Raw genomic sequence first — 20,603 nt, 5'->3', positions numbered from 1 at the left:
CGCGCTGTGAGCGAGGAGCTGAAGGACGGGCTCAGGCCTGCTCGGCGGCGGGGGCCTCGGCGGTCTCAGCAGCCTCAGCGGCCGGGGCGTCGGCCTCGGCTCCGGCGAGGAGCTGGGCCTCCCACTCGGGCAGCGGCTCGGCGTCGGCGGGGGCGACCTCGGCCTCCTCACCAGTGCGGGCACGGCCGCCGGAGCGGGCCAGCAGGCCCTCGGCGGTGGCGTCGGCGACGACACGGGTCAGCAGGGTGACGGCGCGGATGGCGTCGTCGTTGCCGGGGATGCCGTAGGTGGCCTCGTCCGGGTCGCAGTTGGTGTCCAGGATGGCGATGACCGGGATCCCGAGCTTCTGGGCCTCGGAGATGGCCAGGTGCTCCTTCTTGGTGTCCACAACCCACACGGCCGCGGGGAGCTTGCTCATGTCGCGGATACCGCCCAGGGTGCGCTGGAGCTTGTCCTTCTCGCGGCGCATCATGAGCAGCTCCTTCTTGGTGCGGCCGGAGCCGGCCACGTCGTCGAAGTCGATCTGCTCGAGCTCCTTCATGCGGTCCAGGCGGGCGCGCACGGTGGAGAAGTTGGTGAGCATGCCGCCCAGCCAGCGCTGGTTGACGTAGGGCATGCCGACGCGCTGGGCCTGCTCGGCCACGGCGGCCTGGGCCTGCTTCTTGGTTCCGACGAACAGGATGTTGCCGCCGCGAGCGACGATCTCCTTGACGAAGTCGTAGGCGGTGTTGATGCCCTCAATGGACTGCTGGAGGTCGATGATGTAGATGCCGTTGCGCTCGGTGAGGATGAAGCGCTTCATCTTGGGGTTCCAGCGACGAGTCTGGTGCCCGAAGTGGACACCGCTGTCAAGGAGCTGGCGCATGGTAACGACGGCCATGACGGTCCTTCCGTGTGTGCCGAGAGGTTGCTCGACGCACGATCATTCGGGGGACGGCCGAGCTGCGCCCGGACGCGTCCCAGGGTTCTTCATCTGGGTTCTTCCCCGTGGTTCCGCACGCTTGCGAACGCGCACCGGAGCCGGTGACCGGCTGGGAGCCGGCGCGGATGGGGCCTGGTGCCTGCGACGCACGGCCACCCGTTCACCGTGGCGAACCGTGATGACCGGGACCGCGACCGTGTCGCCCGGAGGGACGTCCCGAGATGCTCGGGTGCAGGCACGCGAAGTCAGCATTCCGGGCCCGTTTCCCGCTGACGCCGGAGCGATCCGCAGAATGCTGCGGAGGCGAGGCTACCACAGGACTGGACCAGCAGCCGAGGCCGAATCAGCGGTATTCAGAGTCATTCCGGTCACCACAGGCCGCCTTCCTCACGGGGCTTTCCACAGGGCCGACGACGCCCCCGGCGCCGAGGGCCGCTCGGCGCGCACTCTGAGGGCATGCAGCCACAGCAGCCTCGAAAAAGCCGCCACCTCCGAGATCCTCGCACGCCCCACCGTCTCGCCGCGCTGGCAACGGCCCTGATCGCCTGCGGCGCGCTGGCCGCACTGCCCGGTGCTCCACCGGCTCAGGGCATGAGCACTCTCCCCGGCTCAGCCACTAGCACTGCTGTGACCACGGTTCGGGCTCCGTGGGTCCAGGCACCGTTGCTGCCCGAGCTGACGAGCAGCGCGTCTGGGCCGGCCGAGGCCGCCGACTGGTTGAGCTCGTCGACCTCGCTCGTGACAAGCCTGAGCCCCTCCTCCCCGCTCATCAATGGCGCGGGGACGGCAGGCCTGGCGCCGACGGACCGGTCTGCGGGTCCCCGGCGCCCGCGGGGTCGCTATCAGTGGCCGACCGGCGTGCCGGCCACCGTGGTGGAGGACTTCGACCCGCCCGCCGTCGTGTGGGGACGCGGACACCGGGGAGTGGATCTTGCGGCCGCTGAGGGCACGCAGATCCGCAGCGCCGCCGCGGGGACGGTCGCCTTCGCCGGCATGGTGGCCGGGCGCCCCGTGGTGTCCATCGACCACGCCGACCGGATCCGCACCACCTATGAGCCGGTCGAACCGGCCGTCAGCGCCGGTGACACGGTGGCTGCGGGGCAGGTCATCGGCACCCTGCTGGCGGGGCACCGCTCGGACGGGGTCTGCGCCCTGCACTGGGGGGCGCGTACCGGCCCCAAGACGTACATCAACCCGCTGCGCCTGCTGCAACCTGCCGTCATCCGTCTCAAGCCCCTTCACTGAGAATGCGGCCACACGCGGGCTCCGCTCAGGCGCGGGGGAAGGCCTGCTCGTAGACGCTGCGCAGGCGCTCAGCCGAGACGTGGGTGTAGCGCTGGGTGGTGGCCAGGGAGGAGTGGCCGAGGAGCTCTTGAACGCTGCGCAGGTCCGCTCCCCCGCCCAGGACGTGGGTGGCGGTGCTGTGCCGCAGTCCGTGCGGGCCCAGGTCGGGCACTTGGGCGGCCGCGCACAGGCGGTGGACGACGTCGCGCACCGCCCGGGGATCGATGCGTCGCCCTCGAGCCCCGAGGAAGAGGGCGCCTCCCGCATCGACGGCGCAGATCTCACCGCGCTGATGCAGCCATGCCTCCAGCGCCTTGGCGGCGGGCAGCCCGTAGGGGACGGTCCGTTCCTTACGACCCTTCCCCAGGACTCGCAGGGTCCGTTGGGAGTGGTCGAGGTCGGCGACATCCAGGCCGACGAGCTCGGAGACCCGCACTCCGGTCGCGTAGAGCGTCTCGATGATGGCCAGGTCACGCACGGCCAGGACGTGCCCGTCAGAGGCGAGGTCCGAGGCGGTTTTGAGCAGCTGCGAGGCCTGCTGGGTCGTCAGCACTCCGGGCAGGCGGTTGTCGACGCGGGGCGCGCGCAGACGCGCGGCGACGTCGGAGGTGAGCAGTCCTGTCTCGAAGGCCCAGGAGGAGAAGGTCCTCACCGAGGCCGAGCGGCGGGCCAGGGTGGCGCGCGAGTGACCGCTCGCGGCCATCGCGGCGAGCCAGTCCCGCAGGTCCGCCAGGTCGAGGGTGGCCAGGGCGGCGTCGACTGGCTCCGCGTCACCCTCACCGACACCGAGGAAGCTCAGCAGGTCGTTGATGTCGACGAGATAGGCGCGCACGGTGTGCCCGGACAGGTCCCGTTGCAGGGCCAGGTAGCTGCGGTAGGAGTCGAGCAGATCGGCGCGCGTCCTCGGCATGTGCTCCCTCCTCCCTGCTGGCGACAAGAACACCTGAAGACTACGGCGCCGGGACGGGCCCTCCACGGAATACGCGCCGCAAGCTTCGGCAGCGCAGGGCCCGGTGACGCCGCCCTGAAGCGCCCCGGCTCTGCCCAAGCATGAGAGTCTCGGCGACGCCCTCGCCACTAACCACCTCCGCCTCAGAGCACTATCTCCGCCGGACAGACAATCGCCACCTTGATTCAACGCACAACCTGGGGGATACCCCTCACTCTGGCTCACACAAATGACGAAGCACACCAACATAAGGGTCTGCAATAAATAATTTATACGGCAATCAAGGCCAATGAGTCACAAGTTCATAACACCCACACCCCAGCCGTCACTCTCAGTACCAGATTTAGGCCCTATACCGGGGATATGCCCACACCTTGCCACTCCCTCGAGGAAACGCATCAACCTTGCAGCCTTCCAATACGAAGATTAAAATCTTCCCCGTTCTTACGGGACCTTGACTGACCCCGTCTCCCCTTTTCTCTCGCTGGAGCGCAGCACTGTGAAACGGTTGTCCAGACGCCGTGTCAATGTCGGCGTCATCGCGGTACTGACCGCTGCGGCTCTGGTCGCCATCGTTCTGCACCCGGGCATGGTCACTCATGATGTCGATCTTCATGACGGCGGAGTGTGGGTGACCAACGGGAAGATGAAGATGGTCGCCCACCTCAACTACCCCTCACAGACGCTCGACGGGGGGCTGCGAACCTCCTCGACGAGCTTCGACGTCGACCAGTCCGGCTCCCAGGTCTTCATGTCCGATGCCTCCTCGGACACCTACACGCAGATCGACGTGGCCCGTACCACCCTCATGCCGCCCAACACCTCGGCCGGCTCATCCACCATGGAGCTGGGCGGGGACCGCATCGGGGTGGCCGATCCGGCCACGGGCAAGGTCTGGGTCGCCAGCGCCTCACAGGCCCCCACCTTCAGCCAGTCGGCAACTCCTCCCACCATCTCCGACATGCCCGGCGCCGTTCTGGCCATGGGCACGGATGGCTCGGCCCACGTCGCATCGATCAGAACCGGCACCGTCAAGACGGTCACGCCCCGTGGCTCCATAACCGACATCTCGACCACCTCGCTGCCGAAACTGGCGGACGACGCCGAGCTGCAGGTCAGCGCGGTGGGAGACAAGAGCGTGGTCCTCGACCGCCGCAGCGGCACCCTCGTGCTCCCAGGGGGCCAGACGTCATCCCTGCCCGGAGACGACCTCCAGCTCCAGGTTCCCGGCCCGCAGGCCGACGAGGTACTGGTCTCCTCGACCTCCGGACTCCTTCGCGTGAGCCTGTCCGGGAAGGTCTCCTCGGTCTCCCCCGGCGTCACCGGCGGCAGCCCCTCCCGGCCCGCGCAGCACTCGGGCTGCGCCTACGCGGCCTGGGGGGTCAAGGGCTCCTTCCTGCGGGACTGCGCAGGCACCGACCACGACGTCGACATCCCCGTCCCCACGCTCAACAACGTCTCGAAGGCCGTCTTCCGCACCAACCGCGACGTCATCGTCCTCAACGACATCCCCACCGGCGGCGTGTGGCTGCCGGACAAGAACATGGTCCAGGTCGACAACTGGGAGCAGATTAACTCCCAGACGAAGAGCGAGGAGTACTCCGACGAGGAGTCCACCGAGACCCGGGACGAGGCCACTCAGGAGCGGTCCAAGGAGAACACCCCTCCCCAGGCCCAGGACGACTCCTTCGGCGTGCGGCCCGGACGGACCGCCTACCTGCCGGTCATCGCCAACGACACTGATCCCGACGGCGACGTCCTGGTGGCCACCGCGACCTCGCAGCCGTCCTTCGGACAGGTGGGCCAGGTGCGCTCCGGCGCCGCCCTGCAGGTGAAGGTGGATGACAACGCCATGGGTTCATCGTCCTTCGCCTACGCCCTCGATGACGGCCAGGCGCAGGCCAGCGCCAACGTCACCCTCAACGTCCACCCCTTCTCCGTCAACGCCGGCCCCGAGCAGAAGCGTCTCTCCTCGCTCGACCTCGCCTCCGGAGCGAGCACTACTCTCAACGTCTCCGACGACTGGCTCGACCCCGACGGCGATCCCGTCTACCTCAAGAGCGTCTCATTCCCCTCGGGATTCGACGTCACGTACCGGGCCGACGGCACCATCACGGTCAAGGACATGGGGCAGACGACGGGCAACACGGACCTGACCGTCACCTACTCCGACGGCACCGAGGACACCGAGGGCCGCCTGACGGTCAAGGTGCACGGCAACGAGAACCTTCCCCCGGTGACCAACGCGGACCACGTCGTCGTCCCGGTGGGCCAGTCCGGCCAGGTCTCGCCGCTGGCCAATGACGTCGATGCCAACGGCGACACCCTGCGCCTGGCCTCCGTGGGGGAAGCGCCCGAGGGGCTGAGCGCCACCGCCGACGTCAACACCGGGGTCGTCACGCTCAACCCGTCCAAGGCGGGCACCTTCTACCTGACCTACACCGTCAGTGACGGGCCCTCCGCCACGGAGGGCGTGATCCGGGTCGATGCCATCGAGGTTGACCAGGCCGCGCTGCCCGTGGCGCAGGACGACGTCATCACGCTGCCGGCGGGAGGGCAGGCGCTGTCGGCGGTCCTGGACAACGACTCCGACCCGCAGGGCGGGGTGCTCTCCGTGCAGTCCGTGCGCACCCCCGAGGGCAGTCCCCTGGTGGTGGCGCTCCTGGAGCACCACCTCTTACGCATCACGGCTCCCAACGGGCTGACCGAGACCACCACGGTCACCTACACGCTGGCCAATGCGGCCGGGACGACTGAGGGCACGCTCCAGGTCATCCCGGTACCGGCAGCACCGAGCACCACCCCACCCGAGCTCACCGATGACACGCTCGTGGTGCGAGCCGGGGACGTGGGCGGCATCAGTGTCCTGGACAACGACCGCTCCCCCGCGGGGCTGGATATGAGTGTCCAGTCCGACCTCCAGCACGAGATCGACCCAGCCATGGGCGAGCCCTTCGTCTCCGACGACGTTGTCCGCTTCCGCGCCGGGGAGCAGCCCGGCAGCGGACGGATCATCTACAGCGTGCGCGACTCGGAGGGCAACGTCGCCTCGGCCAGCGTCAACCTGACCGTTGTGGCCCGCGACGACGAGCGCAATACGGCCCCGCACCCCAAGGACGTCACCGGGTGGGCCGTAGCCGGGGAGAAGGTGACCATCCCGATCCCCATGGAGGGACTGGACTCCGAGGGCGACTCGGTCAGCCTCAGCGGGCTGATGTCCTCGCCGCGGCTGGGCGGGGTGGAGCTGGAGAGCTCATCCCTGATCTACACGGCCGCCCCGAATGCCTCAGGCACCGACGTCTTCAGCTACACGGTCCAGGACCGCCTCGGCAAGACGGCCTCGGCCGTGGTCAGGGTCGGTGTAGCGCCCGCGGGGGCGACGAACCAGAAGCCCGTCGCCGTGGCCGATGTCGTCACCGCACGGCAGGGAGTCGACCTGTCCATCCCGGTACTGGTCAACGACGTCGACCCGGACGGGGACACGCTGTCCCTGGAGTCCTCCCTTATTTCCGGCCAGGACTCGGGAGTGTCCCCGTCGGCCGACGGCACACGGGTCAGACTCACGACCCCCAGCACCGAGGGGAGCTACACCATCCAGTACGGCGTTACGGACGGCCGCTCCGAGCCCGTCGTCGGCATGGTGACCCTCGTAGTCTCCGCGGCGGCACCGCTCCAGGCCCCCATCGCCCGCGACGACCACATCAGCAAGGCGCAGGCCCGATCCAACCGGAGCGTCAGGGTCCCGGTTCTGGACAATGACGAGGACCCGGACGGCGATATCAGTGCCGCCACCGTCACCACTCAGGACGAGGGGGCGAGCGTCGGGCAGGACGGGGAGCTGACGATCACGGTGGGCGACGAGCCCCGCTTCGTGCTCTACACGGTCACCGATCCCAGCGGGCTGACCTCCTCCGCCCTGGTCGAGGTCCCCGGATCTGTGGTCACCGAGCCGGAGGTCGACGTGAGCAAGATGCCCTTGACCGTGCGCTCGGGCGAGACCCTGTCCATCGCGTTGCGCGACTACGTGCTGACCCGCGAGGGCCGCAGCGTGCAGCTGACCGACGGCAACAAGGTCACGGCCGCCGCAGGGTGGAACGGCTCCAACCTGGTCAAGGACTCCACCACGGTGACCTTCACCTCGCGTCCCGACTACTCCGGCCCCTCCTCGGTCACCGTGGAGGTGACCGACGGCAAGGACCTCAACGACTCCAGCGGCAAGACCGCTTGGTTGACACTCCCAATCACGGTGACCCCCGGGGACAACCGCCCACCAACCATCGCCCCCACTGCCATCGAGGTGGCCCCCGGTGAGACCGCGACGGTTGACGTGTCGCTGTGGGCCACGGACCCCGACGGGGAGAAACCGGCTGATCTGACCTACTCGGTACGGGACGTCCCCGCTGGCATCAAGGCCTCGATCAGCGGCAAGACCCTATCGGTGGCAGCGCCCTCAGGAGCCTCGAAGGGCTCACTCGGGTCGCTCACCATCGATGTCAAGGACGGCTCCGGGGCCCGGGGATCGGGATCGGCGCCGGTGAGCATCGTCTCCTCCTCCCAGCCCCTCATCATGCTCTCGCCGGCATCGGTGAGTGCGAACGCCGGTCAGTCCACGACCGTGGATATCTCCTCCTACGCCGTCAACCCCTTCCCCGACTCCCCCATCCATCTCGTGGGGACCCCCACGGCCCCCGACGGCATCACGGTCACGGGCTCCGGCTCCACCCTGACGATCACACCTGCAGCCGATGCCCGGGCGGGAGTCATCACCTACCGGGTCGGGGACAAGACCGGTGACGGCGGCCGCGAGGTCGAGGGCACCGTCCAAGTGACGGTGCGCAGCCGGCCGAGCCCACCGACCTCGGTGGCGGCCTCCTCCAGCAGCGCCTCAACGGCCATGGTCTCGTGGACCGCAGGGGCGGCGAACGGCGCGCCGATCAGCGGTTTCACCGTCTACGACGAGACGCAAGGCGACTCCCAGGACTGCGGCACGGTCACCAGCTGCCTCATGGAGGGGCGCACCAATGGCAAGGACCACACCTTCCACGTGGTGGCCCACAACGAGGTCGGCGACTCTGATGCCTCGACATCGGCCACCACCTCGATCGACGTCGTCCCGGACACGGTCCCCCAGCCGGTGGCCACCGCCGGTGACGGCTCGGTGAGCGTGTCCTGGTCCGCTCCGTCCAACCAGGGCTCGCCCATCACCGGGTACGTCGTCGCCCTCAGCCCGGGTGGCCAGCAGCAGACGGTGTCGGGCACGAGCGTCACCTTCTCCGGCCTGAGCAACGGGACGGCCTACACCGCGGTGGTCAAGGCCGTCAACACCAAGGGTGAGAGCCAGCAGTGGTCCTCCGCCTCCCTGGCGGTCTCGCCCTACGGCAGGCCCGGACCGGTCGGCTCGGTACAGGCCGCCTCGGCCAATCTGGGCAGCGGCGGCTCCTCCGATACCGTCACCGTCTCCTGGGGGCCGGTGTCCGACACCAACGGCCGACCGATCGAGTACTACACCGTGACCTCCTCAACCGGGGCCTCCAAGACGGTCTCCGGAGCCGACAACCGCTCAGTCACTCTGGAGGGGGTGAGCACCTCGCAGGAACAGGTGACCTTCACGGTGACGGCCACCAATGACTCCGCCAATGCCTCCACCCATACCTCACCGGGGCAGTCCACCTCGACCTGGGTCGTGGGACGCCCACCGGCCCCCAGAGTCACGGGCGTCAGTGCGACCGGCGCCAGTCGCCAGATCTCACTGTCCGCCAGTGCCTCCGCCGGGAACGGCTGGAGCGCCGGGGAACTGTCCACCCAGTGGAGCACCAACGGCTCCTCCTGGCAGTCCGTCAGCGACCTGAGCGGCAACGGGCTGAGCGATGGCAGCGCCTCAACCGTGTACGTGCGTGTCTGCGGGGCCAAAACCGGAAGCACCTCGTGCTCGGAGGCGGTCAGTGCCGGCAGCGTCACCCCCTTCGGCCCACCTGCCTCACCGAGCATCAGCTGCTCGGCAGGAGGCGTCACCTCCATCTCCTGCTCCTGGTCCGGAGGGGGCGACGGTGGGCGATCCACCCGCTACCAGCTGAGCGGACCGTCCACCAGCGACGACGCCGGAGCCTCCGGCTCCCAGCAGTGGAGCGTCGGAGAGGGAAGCACGACGCGCGTGTGTCTCCAGGCCGTGCAGTCCTCGTCTGAGCTGGGATCACGCACTGGGCAGGAGAGCTGCACTGAGGTGACCACGCGTACCTTCGCCAGGAACTACGCGGGCTCCCTCGAGGGTGAGGGGAAGTGCGATGTAGGTACGTGCAGAGGAGCCGAGGACGCCCATTATCAGGTGGTGACGCTCTCGGACTGGCCCCCGAACTCGGTGGTGACCTGCAGCGGAGTCTGGGACAACCGAGCGGTGAGCACCTCCATCACGGTCGATGGCTCGGGTGGCTACAGGGACCGGCCCATCTGGCGCGGTTACAACAACGTCCTGATGACCTTGCAGGATCAGGGGACCTGGTTCACATGCACGTAGCAGCCGGTACCCGCACTCGCCGAGCCTCGACGCCAAGCGCGTCCCCACATCGATCAGCCGCCGGAGTTCCTCACCGAGCCGGCTCCCTTCACCGCAGTCAACACCCCACGGAGAGCGAGGGCCATCAATGGCAATGACGAATGAGAACGCGACCTGGTTCGCCGACACCTTCGCCCGGATGGTGAACAACGTGGGGCAGGCCCTACTGGGCAAGACCGAGGTCATTCGGCTGGCGCTGACCACCATGCTCGCCGAGGGCCACCTCCTGCTCGAGGACGCCCCCGGCACCGGCAAGACCGCCCTGGCCCGGGCCATCGCGGCAACCGTTCAGGGGACGCACTCGCGCATCCAGTTCACCCCCGATCTGCTGCCCAGCGACATCACGGGCGTGACGATCTTCGATCAGAAGGCCGGCTCCTGGGAGTTCCACGCCGGCCCCGTCTTCTCCTCGATCGTCCTGGCCGACGAGATCAACCGGGCCAGCCCAAAGACCCAGTCGGCCCTCCTGGAGGTCATGGAGGAGTCCCAGGTGACCGTCGACGGGGTCCGGCATGCCACGGGCCGTCCCTTCATGGTCATCGCCACCCAGAACCCCATCGAGCAGGCCGGCACCTACCGCCTGCCCGAGGCCCAGCTCGACCGCTTCCTCATGAAGACCTCCGTCGGGTACCCCGATGAGGAGGCGATGGCGGATGTCCTGGAGGGAAGTGCCAACCCGGACCGCTCGAAGTCGCTCAGTGCCGTCATCGCCTCCAGCGCGGTGGCCTCCATGGCGGACCTGGCCGCGGAGAACCACATGGAGCGCTCGGTGGTGAAGTACATCGCGGCACTGGCGGCCGCCACCCGGGCCTCGGAGAGCACTAGTGTCGGGGTCTCCACACGAGGAGCGCTGGCGATGGCTCGGGTCGTGCGGGTCTGGGCGGCTGCTCAGGGGCGGCCCTATGTCCTCCCGGATGACGTGCGGATGCTCGCCCAGGTCGTGTGGGCCCACCGCCTGGTCATGGACCCCGACGCCGAGTTCGCCGGAGCCACGCCGTCCGCCGTCATCTCCGAGGCCCTGGAGGTCGTCCCCGTCCCCACGGTTCAGAAGTAGGACCTCATGGCTAAGACGACATGGGGGACCGTCCCGGGAGCCCTCCCCCGCTCGCCGGGTCAGAAGTCCCGCGGGACCCCGGAAGGCGGGAGGGCCTCGTCCTCCGCCCCGCTGGGCTCCTCTACGCAGCCGAGGAACGGTCCGAGGCGTTCTCGACGATTGCTGAGCGCGCTGGGACTCGCATCGAGCGCAGCACGCTCCGCACTATCGGCGCTGACCAGGGCGGCCCTACAGGCTCTGGCAGCACTGCGGCGAGCAGGAGGGGCCGTGCACAGGCGGATGGCCACGCCGGCCGCACGGCTACGGTCTCTTCCTGTGGTGGGCCCCGTACTGTCCGCCTGCGGCTCGTGGCTGGGCGGCGCGGTCGCGATGGTCACCACGCTGGGGCGGGTCTGCCTGCTGGTGCTCGTCATCTCCTGGTACCTGGCTGCCAGCCGGCACTGGTTGGAGGCATGGGTCATCACCCTGGCCCTGGCCACCCTGCTGGTGCTGGCGGCGCTTCAGGCGCTGGGACGAGCCACCTACCGGGTGCGGCTCTCCCTGGTATCGACCCGAGTCGTCGTCGGTGATCCAGCACTGGGATCCCTGCACCTGTCGCACCCCTCGGGACGCGCCACCCGACCGGCGACGGTGGAGATGCCGGTGGGCCAAGGCCTGGCTGTCTTCGATATTCCGCGCCTCTCCCCCGGCGCCGAGCACCAAGAGATTTTCACCGTGCCCACCCGGCATCGGGGAGTCATCACGGTGGGGCCGGTGCGAAGCATCCGCGGGGACGTCCTCGGCCTGGTCCGACGCGCACAGAACTGGACCGAGCCGGTCGAGCTGTTCATCCACCCGCGCACCGTCAACCTGGACTCGACGGCGATCGGTTTCATCCGCGACATCGAGGGCGCCGTCACCCAGGATCTGTCCAGCTCGGACGTGTCCTTCCACGCCCTGCGCGAGTACACCCCGGGTGATGATCGCCGCAACGTCCACTGGAAGACCACGGCCCGGACCGGGCGCCTCATGGTGCGGCAGTTCGAGGAGACCCGCAGGGCCCATCTCCTGGTCATCCACGACCTGGATCCCCTCGCCTGGGACGAGGAGGAGGACTTCGAGACCTCAGTGTCCGCGAGCGCCTCATTGCTGCTGGCTGCCGTGCGAGACAACCGGGAGATCAGCCTGGTCACCCAGACCGGCCGCCCCTACCTGCCCACCGGGGCGCGAGTGCTGGACACCTTCACCACGCTAGACCCGGTGGAGAGGGCCGGGGACCTGGTGGACCTGACCCGGCAGGCGGTCAGTGCCGTACCTCAGGCGTCGGTCACCGTCCTGGTCACTGGTGCCAGGACCTCGGCGGCCACCCTCCACCGCGCTCACGCCGAGGTACCGGCCAGCACCCGCTGCCTGGCGCTGAGGATCAACGGCCGTCAGCGCCTGGCCTCGCAGAGAGTCTCAGGACTGCCCGTGGTGACGCTGCCCGACCTGGAGCACCTGGCGCCCGCGATGAGAAAGGCCCGTTCTTGAGCACTCATGGGTCACGAACTCCCACCGATCGTCCTGAGAGCCTGCCCACCGGCGTCGGTGCAGGCACTGGGGCCACCGCCTCGACCGGCAGCGGATCACCGGTCCATCACCTGGACTGGGTGAGTCTGGGCGCGGTCGTCCTGCTACTGGTCGCCGCGGGGGCTACGCACGGGGCCGTCTTCGGCTCCTTCAGCGGCTACGTCGCCGTCGCCGGGGGCATCGTCATCGGCACGCTCGTGGCACTGGCCGGGGCCTGGTGGCGATGGAATCCCCTGGAGGTCCTTCTGGCCGCGGTCATCTCTTACCTACTGGCGGGAGGTCCGCTGGCACTTCCCACGACAACGGGTCGGTGGGGGGTGCCGACCTTGGCGACCCTTCAGGGGCTGGTGATCGGCGCGGTGACCTCGTGGAAGGACCTGTTGACGATCGCTCCTCCTGCGGCGTCCTTCGTCGGCCCGGGGATCGTCCCCTATCTCAGTGGACTGCTGTGCTCGCTGGTGGCGGTGACGATCACGCTGCGAGCCGGCAGGCGTCGGGGCTGGGCCCTGCTGGCTGTGGCAGTGCTGGGACTCATCGGGATCCTGTGGGGCTCGCAGCGGGCGCCACTAGCGCTTCCTGCGGCTGGCGTGGCTCTGGTGGTCGCCATGGTGTGGATGGCTCACCTGCAACAGCGGGGTCGTATCGCGGCGGGGCACGGGATCGTCGGCAGGCCCGGTTCCCGACGTCGTACCCGGCTCCGTCTTGTCGCGGGCGCCACCGGAATGCTGACGCTCGCCATCACCGTCGCCACGGTACTGTCCCCCGTCCTTGAGCCCGGAGGCCGCCGAGATGTGCTGCGCGATCATGTGAGGCCTCCTCTGGATATGTCGGCCTACGCCTCGCCGTTGACCTCCTTCCGCTACTGGGTGGACAACCAGAAGGACTCCACCCTCTTCACGGTGGAGGGCCTCAAGGAGGGGCAGAGGATACGTCTGGCCACGTTGGACGCCTACGACGGCACCGTCATGCGCGTGGGCACCGACGCCTCGGCGGAGGGGTTCCGGCGGGTGGGCTCCACCGTCACCGATGAGCCGTTGCCCGGTGGTGCCAGCACCACGAGCCTGACGGTGACGATCAAGGACTACTCGGGCTACTGGATGCCCGGAGGCGGTCAGATGCAGTCGATTGCCTTCACCAGCGCTCGCGCCAGAAGCCTGCAGGAGTCCCTGTACTACTCCGAGCCCTTGGAGTCGGCCATCACGACACAAGGCCTGACCTCGGGGGACCGCTACACGACGACGATCATCGACACTCCGACCTGGACCGATGCCCAGCTCAGCGACAAGGCGCTTACCACGCTGACAATGCCTGAGACGAGCAACGTGCCGGAGCAGGCCGGGACCCGTCTGAGCGAGTTCATCGGTGAGGCCTCCACCCCGGCCGAGAAGATCCGGACGATGGCGCAGACCTTCTCCAGCCAGGGATTCTTCTCCGATGGCAGTGACAAGCTCTCCCTGCCGAGCCATTCGACCGCACGTCTGACCACCTTCCTGGATCCCAAGAAGCCGATGATCGGCGACGACGAGCAGTACGCCGTCGCGATGGCGCTCATGGCCAGGCAGGCCGGCTACCCGGCGCGCGTGGTCCTGGGGTTCTACCCCGAGACCTACTCCGGGGGCACGCAGGCGATCACCGGGACCAACGCCCACGCCTGGGTGGAGGTGAGCTTCTCCTCCGTGGGCTGGGTGGCCTTCGATCCCACTCCGCCCCGTGACCAGAAGCCCCAGACGGAGGTTCCCAAACCCAAGCCGAATCCTCGCCCCCAGGTGCTTCAGCCACCGGTGCCGCCCCAGGACCCGGCCGATCTGACACCGCAGACCAACGACGACCGCGACGACGACTCAGACCGCCCCAGTCCCTGGTTGGCATGGCTGCTCCTGGCGGCCAAGGTGGTCGGTGTCCTGGTGGTCATCGCCGCGCCCTTCATCGCCATCGTGGCCGCCAAGGCATGGCGTCGTCGACGACGGCGCCGGGCCGCGAGTCGGATGGATCGCATCACCGGCTCATGGAACGAGCTCATTGACTACGCGACGGACCTGCATACCGGGGTTCCACGGGCGACCACCCGCAATGAGCAGGCCCTCTACCTCGATTCCCTCGTCTCCGGCGAGCCGAACCCGGGGCTGACCTTCCGACCGTCCCCGTCCTCAGACAGCGTCGGCGGCCTGGCCCAGCTGGTGGACTCCACGGTGTTCAGCGGCCAGGACATGGCAGACACGGTGGAGGCACGTGCCTGGAACAGCACCGACGCCCTGAGTCGGGCTCTGGCGTCTCGCTCCTCCCGGTACCGCCGCCTGGTGGCGCGGTTCTCGGTGACCTCCTTGAGGCATCGTCCCGGCCGCGTACCAGCTGGTCGGTCCCTGGGCGTCGGACCGTCTCGGCTCAGTAACGCTCCGACGCCATCCCCGGACGGCTCGCGCCGTCTGTGGCCGAGCTGGCTGAGTCCATCGGGCCTGCGCAGACCGCCGCGTCAGCCTGCCACGGATTCACTGCCCTCCTCTGAAGGAGACGAATGATGATGACAGAGCCAGTAGTCAACCGCGGGGCGGATCCTGAGGTCTCCCCGGCCTCACCAGACTCCCATGACTCCCCCGCTCACCTGCGGGACCTCAGACCGGCCAGCACCGGCATGCGTGCCACGGCTCTGGTCGTCGACTCAGTGGTGGTGTCCCTCATCAACGTCATGTGCCTCATTCCCACCGTAATCGCCGTGCAGCTGACCTCCACGGTGACGATCGGAGTGGCGGCAGCAATCGCGTTCCTGGGAGCGGTGGCCGTCATCTGGTTCCAGCTCATTGACCTGTGGAAGCGTGGACAGACCCTCGGGATGCGGGTTGTGGGCATCTCCTGGCTGCGATGGTCCCGCCCGGGAAGGCCCGGTCTGAACGCCCTCGTCAAGATGCTGGTCCTGTCGACCGTCTCCGGCCTCACCCTGGGTATCGGCGCCGTCATCATCTACCTGGTCTCCGAGGACCGCAGCGGTCGTTCCTGGTTCGATCGGATCAGTGACATCGTCGTCGTCACTGCCAAGGACACCGGTGAGGGCGAGGAGCCCCCGGGGTGGGAGCTGCGCGATGGGGATACCAACGGCGGCACCGGCAGCGAGCACGACCATGACCGGTTCCTGCGTCCCGAGGACCTTGAGGACCGCATCGATGCTGATGAGTACCTTCAGTCCACTGTCACTGTCACGGCACGCCGACCCCTCTCCGAGAGCCGCAGCGCAGATGACTCCGTGGCTGCTGTGGGGGCCGAGGGCTTCATCACCGAGGTCCCGTGGCGATCCGGAAAGCCGGAAGGGCCAGTAGCTCCCAGCCGGCGGCCCACTGACTTGGAGTCATCGCCGATGGCGCAGGACGGCGAGCCGGCCGCAGCACCTGTGGGATCAGCGCCCCTTTCGCCACTGTCCGTACCTCGTGGCTCAGACCCTTCCGCTCCAGTCATGGTGCCGCTATCGGCGCGCCAGGAGCAGGCAGACTCCACCGTGGCCTCCGGTGGGGCGCTGGCGGGGTCCCAGAATCATTGGGCGGCCCAGGACTCCTGCGCCGGAGACGACCCCATGGATCGCACCGTTGCCAGGTCCACCCCCCAGTCCGCGCCCTCGCTCCTGCTGGACACCGGGCAACGGGTCGACCTCGGCGCCGCAGGCACGGTCCTGCTGGGACGCGACCCGCAGGCGGTCTCTCCCTGGGAGGGCGCCTGCACCGTTGCCGTGGACGACCCGGGATTCTCCATCTCCAAGACCCACGTGGCTGTCGTTCTGGACGGCACCGGCGTGCTCATTGAGGACCTGGGCTCCACCAACGGCACCACGGTAGAGACGCCTGACGGAGCGTTGACGACGGCCGATGAGGGACAGCGCATCAGAGCCAGCGTCGGCGACATCGTCCATGTCGGTCAACGCCGGTTCACGGTGGGGAACTGAGCGGGACGCCAAGATGAACAGCTCCACCACAGCGCATCCGACGGCTCACACGGACTGGCGCCCTCAGGAGGCCCGCCTCATCGTGCGCCATGGCTCGGCTACCGACGTCGGCCAGGCCCGTACTGACAACGAGGACTCGCTGCTGGCCGACTCTCCAGTCTTCCTCGTTGCGGATGGCATGGGGGGACACCACTTAGGCGGTACCGCCTCGGCCCACGCCGTCGGAGCCTTCGAGGACCTCGTGGGGCGCGCCTTCGTCACGTCCCACGAGTTCAGCAGGCGCCTGACCCGTGCCGCGCGCAGCGTAGCCGCCCTGGGAACCGGGGAACGCGCCCCCGGCTCGACGCTCACGGGTCTGCTGCTCTCCCGGCAGGGGGCGCTTCCGTGCCTGCGAGTGGTCAACATCGGCGACTCACGCACCTACCACCTCTCCGCTCAGTCCTTCTCCCAGATCACCCATGACCACTCCGAGGTCCAAGAGCTCATCGACTCCGGTCACCTGGACCGTTCCCGGGCACTGTCAGCATGCCACCGCAACGTCATCACCCGGGCACTGGGGGCAGGCGGCGGGGACCAGGTGGTCGCCGACCAGTACCTTCTGCCGGCCACCGAGGGCGACCGCTTCATCATCTGCTCGGACGGGTTGAGCGGGCACGTCACCGAATCCCTCATCGAGATGGTAGCCCGGTCCGTGCCCGAGCCGAGCCACGCCGCCCAGACGCTGGTCGACCTGGCCCTGGCCACCGGCGGCCGAGACAACGTCACCGTCGTCATCGTCGACGTCGTGGAGGCCTTCCCTCCCTGGGAGGACACGCAGGTCGACGACACCACGCTGCCCCGGGCCACCGACTCCGACTCCACCGTCCCCACCCCCGCCTCCAGGAGGTCCTGTCCATGAAGATGCTGACACGCTGGGTACCCGGCGGCATCCTGGTCGCCGTCGCGGAAGGCGGCGTCCTCGCCCTCGACGGGAGCGCGCAGGCGATGGAGGCGATGTGGGCTGAACTCACTGAGCACCGCTGCCTCGGCGACCTGCTGCGAAGCCTGAGCCGGCTGCACGACAACGAGGTCTTCACCCTTCCCGACTTCCTCATGATGGCCATCGACGGCCAGGAGCTGCGAGTGGCCGCCCGGGGGCGCTTCTGCCTCCACCTGGACACCGCAGACGGCGAGCGCAGCTTCAACGCCTCCGAGGTCATCGTGTGGGAGGAATCCCGCTATGACCGGGTCAACCAGTGCATCCTCGAGCTCATTCCAGCCACTGGACGTGCAGCCGGCCCCGAACAGTTCGAGGAACTCCTCCCCCTGCGGTCGGGGATCGTCCGCGCCTCACAGCTGCACATCGGGTTCGGATCCCACCAGTTCCCACTGCCCTCACCAGCTCAGAGCAGCGCTCACGGGGGTGAGGAGACACCGCTGCCGTCGGCAGTCCAGGAGATCCTCCAGCAGGCCCAGGCCGAAGGCGTCCCGGAACCGGTCGCCCCACCGGCACCATCGCCCCGACCTGCGACGCAGGGCCAGAAGGGGATCGGTCACCCGGACTCCCCCGATCCAGGACGGACGCTGGGACCGGAGTCCTTGGACCTGTTGGCCGGCGCGGGTTCCCTGCAAGGGACCGGCTCCGAGGACCCGGCCACGGTGCTGGGTCACGACGACGTTCCTGCGGCCGCTGGTACCGCAGACTCACAGATACGTGAGCAGCAAGCCGAGGACGAGTACTTCGGTCATCTCTTCGAGCACACGATGATGAGGGGGGTTGAGGCTGCGGCCATCCGCTCGGTCCACTGCGAGGACGTTGATCCGTTGGCCCAGGTCACCGGCGGGCTTGGAGACCACCGCGCGCAGCCCCACAACGAGGACGCCTCCGGTCATCCTCTCGAGGCGCACTCAGCACAAGCGGATGATCCGCTCCCGGCTCACGGACAGGCACCGCACGGCGGCGGTACGGACGAGGCCTCCCCGAATGGTTCCGCCCCTTCGAGTGAGCACTGGCGGCACGACGGGCACACGGTCTCGGCCGCCGGGCTTCATGCCGCCAGGGACGCGCTGGGCGGGCAGGCCAGGACGGCCGGGATCGATGAGCCCTCCGGCACCGGCCCCAGTGTGCTGGCCGTCTTCTGCGAGACGGGGCACCCCAACCCGGTGCATGCCTCCTCGTGCCGCGATTGCGGCGGCGCCATCTCCTCCAGGACCGGCCAGGTCCAGCGACCGGTCCTGGGCATTCTGCGTGTCTCCTCCGGTGCCACGGCGGTTCTGGACGCTGACGTCATCATCGGCCGAGTGCCCCAAGGCACGAGCACCACCGCCGCTCAGAGTCCTCATCTGCTCGCGGTCCCCAGCCCGGGCAAGGCGATCTCGAAGACGCACTGCGCGGTGCGGGTCGAGGGCTGGGACATGAGTGTGGAGGACCTGGGGTCCACCAACGGCACCTTCCTGCTGCGTGCCGGCGAGGAGCCCCGCCGAGTGCCCGAGCACCAGCAGATCTTCCTACGCCTCGGCGACATCATCGACATCGGTGACGGCACCACCCTGACAGTGGAGCGTGAGGCGTGATGTCCTCCGAGCGAAACGCTCCGCCGCAGGGCCCACCAATCCCCGGAGCCAGACCAAAGCGCTTCCTGGGCGCCGGGGGCTTCGCCGATGTCTTCCTGTACGAACAGCAGGTTCCGCACCGCGACGTAGCGGTCAAGATCCTGCGGCAAGGAGGCAGCCAGCGCGACCACCACCGGTTCACCACTGAGGCGGACCTCATGGCCCGGCTGTCGTCGCACCCCTCCATCGTGTCGGTCTACGGGGCAGGGACAGTGGAGGAGGAACGCAGCTACCTCATCATGGAGTACTGTCCACCGCCGCACCTGGGCAAACTGGCCGCATCCCAGCCTTTGACGCTCACACGCACCCTGGAGATCGGAATCCAGGTGGCGGGCGCCGTGGAGACCATTCACCGGGTCGGTTACCTCCACCGCGATATCAAGCCGGCCAACATCCTCCTCACCTCCTTCGGACGTCCGGTGCTCGGCGACTTCGGGATCGCCGCTCCTATCGGTCTGAGCATCGAACAGGATGAGTTCGGTGGGGCCTCCCCACCGTGGGCCTCACCCGAGCAGCAGCTCGACCAGGAGAGTCTGACGCCAGCCTCGGACGTCTATGCCCTGGCGGCAACCATCTACACGCTGCTGGCGGGACGCTCGCCCCACGTTGACGTCTCCGGCGCCGACCGCAACGACCAGCTCTCGATGCTGGACCGAGTGCTCCACCGACCGATCCCCCCAATCGGACGACGCGACGTGCCCGAGCAGCTCGAACGGGTCCTGGTCACGGCGATGGCCAAGTCGCCCAGCGGCCGGTACACCAGCGCCGTCGCCCTGGCTCGCGCGCTGCAACAAGTGCAGACCGACCTGCAGCTGGCCACCACCCAGCTCGATGTCATGGAGGAGACACCCGGAGGGCAGCCGGATGGGGCCGGGGACCAGGACTCCACGATGCTGCGACCGGTCCTCACCGTGGACCCCGATGGGCCGACCGGCACCGTACCCATTACCCATAAGCACGACGACGCCGCCACAACCTTCGCGCCCCGTCGTGTCGAGGCCCAGTCCACAAACGGCACCCTGCTGCGCAATCGCTCCCGCCTCCGGTTCTCAGCGCCTCATGCGCCCGCAGGACCACTCATGCCCGAGATGCCCGGCACCCACCCTGGGCGCAGGGACGACGACGCCGACGCAGCCCTGGAGGCGACGGTCCTGCCGGGACAGCGGGCACGTGCCTCATCGGCCACGACCTCATCATCTCCGCGGTGCGGGACTGCTACCCATTCCGTTGACGATGCGGCCGATGGCACCGCCAACACTGCGGGTTCGGACGAGGCCGAGGTGCACCGGAGGCGCCAGCGGGAGCATCTGTCGGGGCGAGCCGTGGCCGTCACTGTTCTGGGCGCCGCCGTCGTCGTCTGCCTGAGCGTGATCGGAGTGTGGTCTGTGCTGCGAGAAGAGGGTGGGACACAGCAGGCCACCCCCCATCCAGCCACCACCGCACCGCCCGGGGCCGTTCCCGGAGCCGGGCTACTGCCCGCCGTCACGGACCTCAAGGTCTCCCAGGCGGAGGGGCGCGTCGCAGCCACCTGGTCTTATGACTCCAGCGGCGGCGACGTGGTCTTCCTGTACCGCATCTCCGACCCGGGCCAGCTGCTCCCGGTCCAGGAGACCAGGCAGACCAGTGCCACCGTCACCCCGATCAGTGCACGCACCTGCATTGAGGTCATCGCCCGGGACTCCAGCGGGGCATCGTCGGAGGCCTCCGTCGCCTGCATCGACACACCCGGGGCGGGCAGCTCGGGGTGAGCCGGCGCTCCTGCCCGAGGTCCTGCAGGCA

11 protein-coding genes are annotated in these 20,603 nt (G+C 68.6%); 9 read left to right on the top strand and 2 right to left on the bottom strand.

The window, feature by feature from the left end:
• Nucleotides 1-31 precede the first annotated feature (31 nt).
• A complete protein-coding gene (rpsB, locus tag AB7V09_RS01305; protein WP_009747744.1) occupies nt 32-880 on the bottom strand; it encodes a 30S ribosomal protein S2 in 849 nt (282 codons plus the stop codon).
• Between the two features lie 633 nt (nt 881-1,513).
• Here rpsB and AB7V09_RS01300 point away from each other — a divergent pair.
• Nucleotides 1,514-2,167, top strand: a complete 654-nt coding sequence (locus tag AB7V09_RS01300; protein WP_419142689.1) for a M23 family metallopeptidase — start codon at nt 1,514-1,516, stop codon at nt 2,165-2,167.
• A 25-nt stretch (nt 2,168-2,192) separates the two neighbouring features.
• Here AB7V09_RS01300 and AB7V09_RS01295 read toward each other — a convergent pair whose 3' ends face one another.
• Nucleotides 2,193-3,116, bottom strand: coding sequence for a tyrosine recombinase XerC (locus AB7V09_RS01295; RefSeq protein WP_419142688.1), 924 nt, complete (start codon nt 3,114-3,116; stop codon nt 2,193-2,195).
• 547 nt (nt 3,117-3,663) lie between these two features.
• Here AB7V09_RS01295 and AB7V09_RS01290 point away from each other — a divergent pair.
• The 8 genes from AB7V09_RS01290 (at nt 3,664) to AB7V09_RS01255 (ending at nt 20,572) form a co-directional block, all read left to right on the top strand.
• Nucleotides 3,664-9,666 carry an Ig-like domain-containing protein gene (locus AB7V09_RS01290; protein ID WP_419142687.1) on the top strand — a complete coding sequence of 2,001 codons (6,003 nt, stop codon included), beginning with the start codon at nt 3,664-3,666 and terminating at the stop codon, nt 9,664-9,666.
• A gap of 127 nt (nt 9,667-9,793) precedes the next feature.
• A complete protein-coding gene (locus AB7V09_RS01285) occupies nt 9,794-10,759 on the top strand; it encodes an AAA family ATPase (RefSeq protein WP_009407198.1) in 966 nt (321 codons plus the stop codon).
• A 315-nt stretch (nt 10,760-11,074) separates the two neighbouring features.
• Nucleotides 11,075-12,268, top strand: a complete 1,194-nt coding sequence (locus tag AB7V09_RS01280; protein WP_009407313.1) for a DUF58 domain-containing protein — start codon at nt 11,075-11,077, stop codon at nt 12,266-12,268.
• A complete protein-coding gene (locus AB7V09_RS01275) occupies nt 12,265-14,823 on the top strand; it encodes a DUF3488 and transglutaminase-like domain-containing protein (RefSeq protein ID WP_419142686.1) in 2,559 nt (852 codons plus the stop codon). Before AB7V09_RS01280 ends, AB7V09_RS01275 begins: the two co-directional genes overlap by 4 nt.
• A 2-nt stretch (nt 14,824-14,825) precedes the next feature.
• A complete protein-coding gene (locus AB7V09_RS01270; RefSeq protein ID WP_419142685.1) occupies nt 14,826-16,232 on the top strand; it encodes an RDD family protein in 1,407 nt (468 codons plus the stop codon).
• A gap of 13 nt (nt 16,233-16,245) precedes the next feature.
• On the top strand, nt 16,246-17,130 hold the full coding sequence (locus AB7V09_RS01265) for a PP2C family protein-serine/threonine phosphatase (protein ID WP_419142684.1): 885 nt from the start codon (nt 16,246-16,248) through the stop codon (nt 17,128-17,130).
• Nucleotides 17,127-18,785, top strand: a complete 1,659-nt coding sequence (locus AB7V09_RS01260; protein WP_419142683.1) for an FHA domain-containing protein — start codon at nt 17,127-17,129, stop codon at nt 18,783-18,785. Before AB7V09_RS01265 ends, AB7V09_RS01260 begins: the two co-directional genes overlap by 4 nt.
• Nucleotides 18,785-20,572, top strand: coding sequence for a serine/threonine-protein kinase (locus AB7V09_RS01255; RefSeq protein WP_419142682.1), 1,788 nt, complete (start codon nt 18,785-18,787; stop codon nt 20,570-20,572). Before AB7V09_RS01260 ends, AB7V09_RS01255 begins: the two co-directional genes overlap by 1 nt.
• Nucleotides 20,573-20,603 lie beyond the last annotated feature (31 nt).

The sequence above is a fragment of the Actinomyces sp. SKVG-SVH-4(1) genome, assembly GCF_048514265.1.
GTDB classification, from domain to species: domain Bacteria; phylum Actinomycetota; class Actinomycetes; order Actinomycetales; family Actinomycetaceae; genus Actinomyces; species Actinomyces oris.
The sequence above is the reverse complement of the archived record's forward strand: the minus strand, read 5'-3'. Positions and strand labels throughout refer to the sequence as shown.

Coding starts and splice junctions, on each gene's coding strand:
- rpsB (WP_009747744.1), bottom strand. CDS start 880: ATGGCCGTCGTTACCATGCGCCAGCTCCTTGACAGCGGTGTCCACTTC.
- AB7V09_RS01300 (WP_419142689.1), top strand. CDS start 1,514: ATGAGCACTCTCCCCGGCTCAGCCACTAGCACTGCTGTGACCACGGTT.
- AB7V09_RS01295 (WP_419142688.1), bottom strand. CDS start 3,116: ATGCCGAGGACGCGCGCCGATCTGCTCGACTCCTACCGCAGCTACCTG.
- AB7V09_RS01285 (WP_009407198.1), top strand. CDS start 9,794: ATGGCAATGACGAATGAGAACGCGACCTGGTTCGCCGACACCTTCGCC.
- AB7V09_RS01270 (WP_419142685.1), top strand. CDS start 14,826: ATGACAGAGCCAGTAGTCAACCGCGGGGCGGATCCTGAGGTCTCCCCG.
- AB7V09_RS01265 (WP_419142684.1), top strand. CDS start 16,246: ATGAACAGCTCCACCACAGCGCATCCGACGGCTCACACGGACTGGCGC.
- AB7V09_RS01260 (WP_419142683.1), top strand. CDS start 17,127: ATGAAGATGCTGACACGCTGGGTACCCGGCGGCATCCTGGTCGCCGTC.
- AB7V09_RS01255 (WP_419142682.1), top strand. CDS start 18,785: ATGTCCTCCGAGCGAAACGCTCCGCCGCAGGGCCCACCAATCCCCGGA.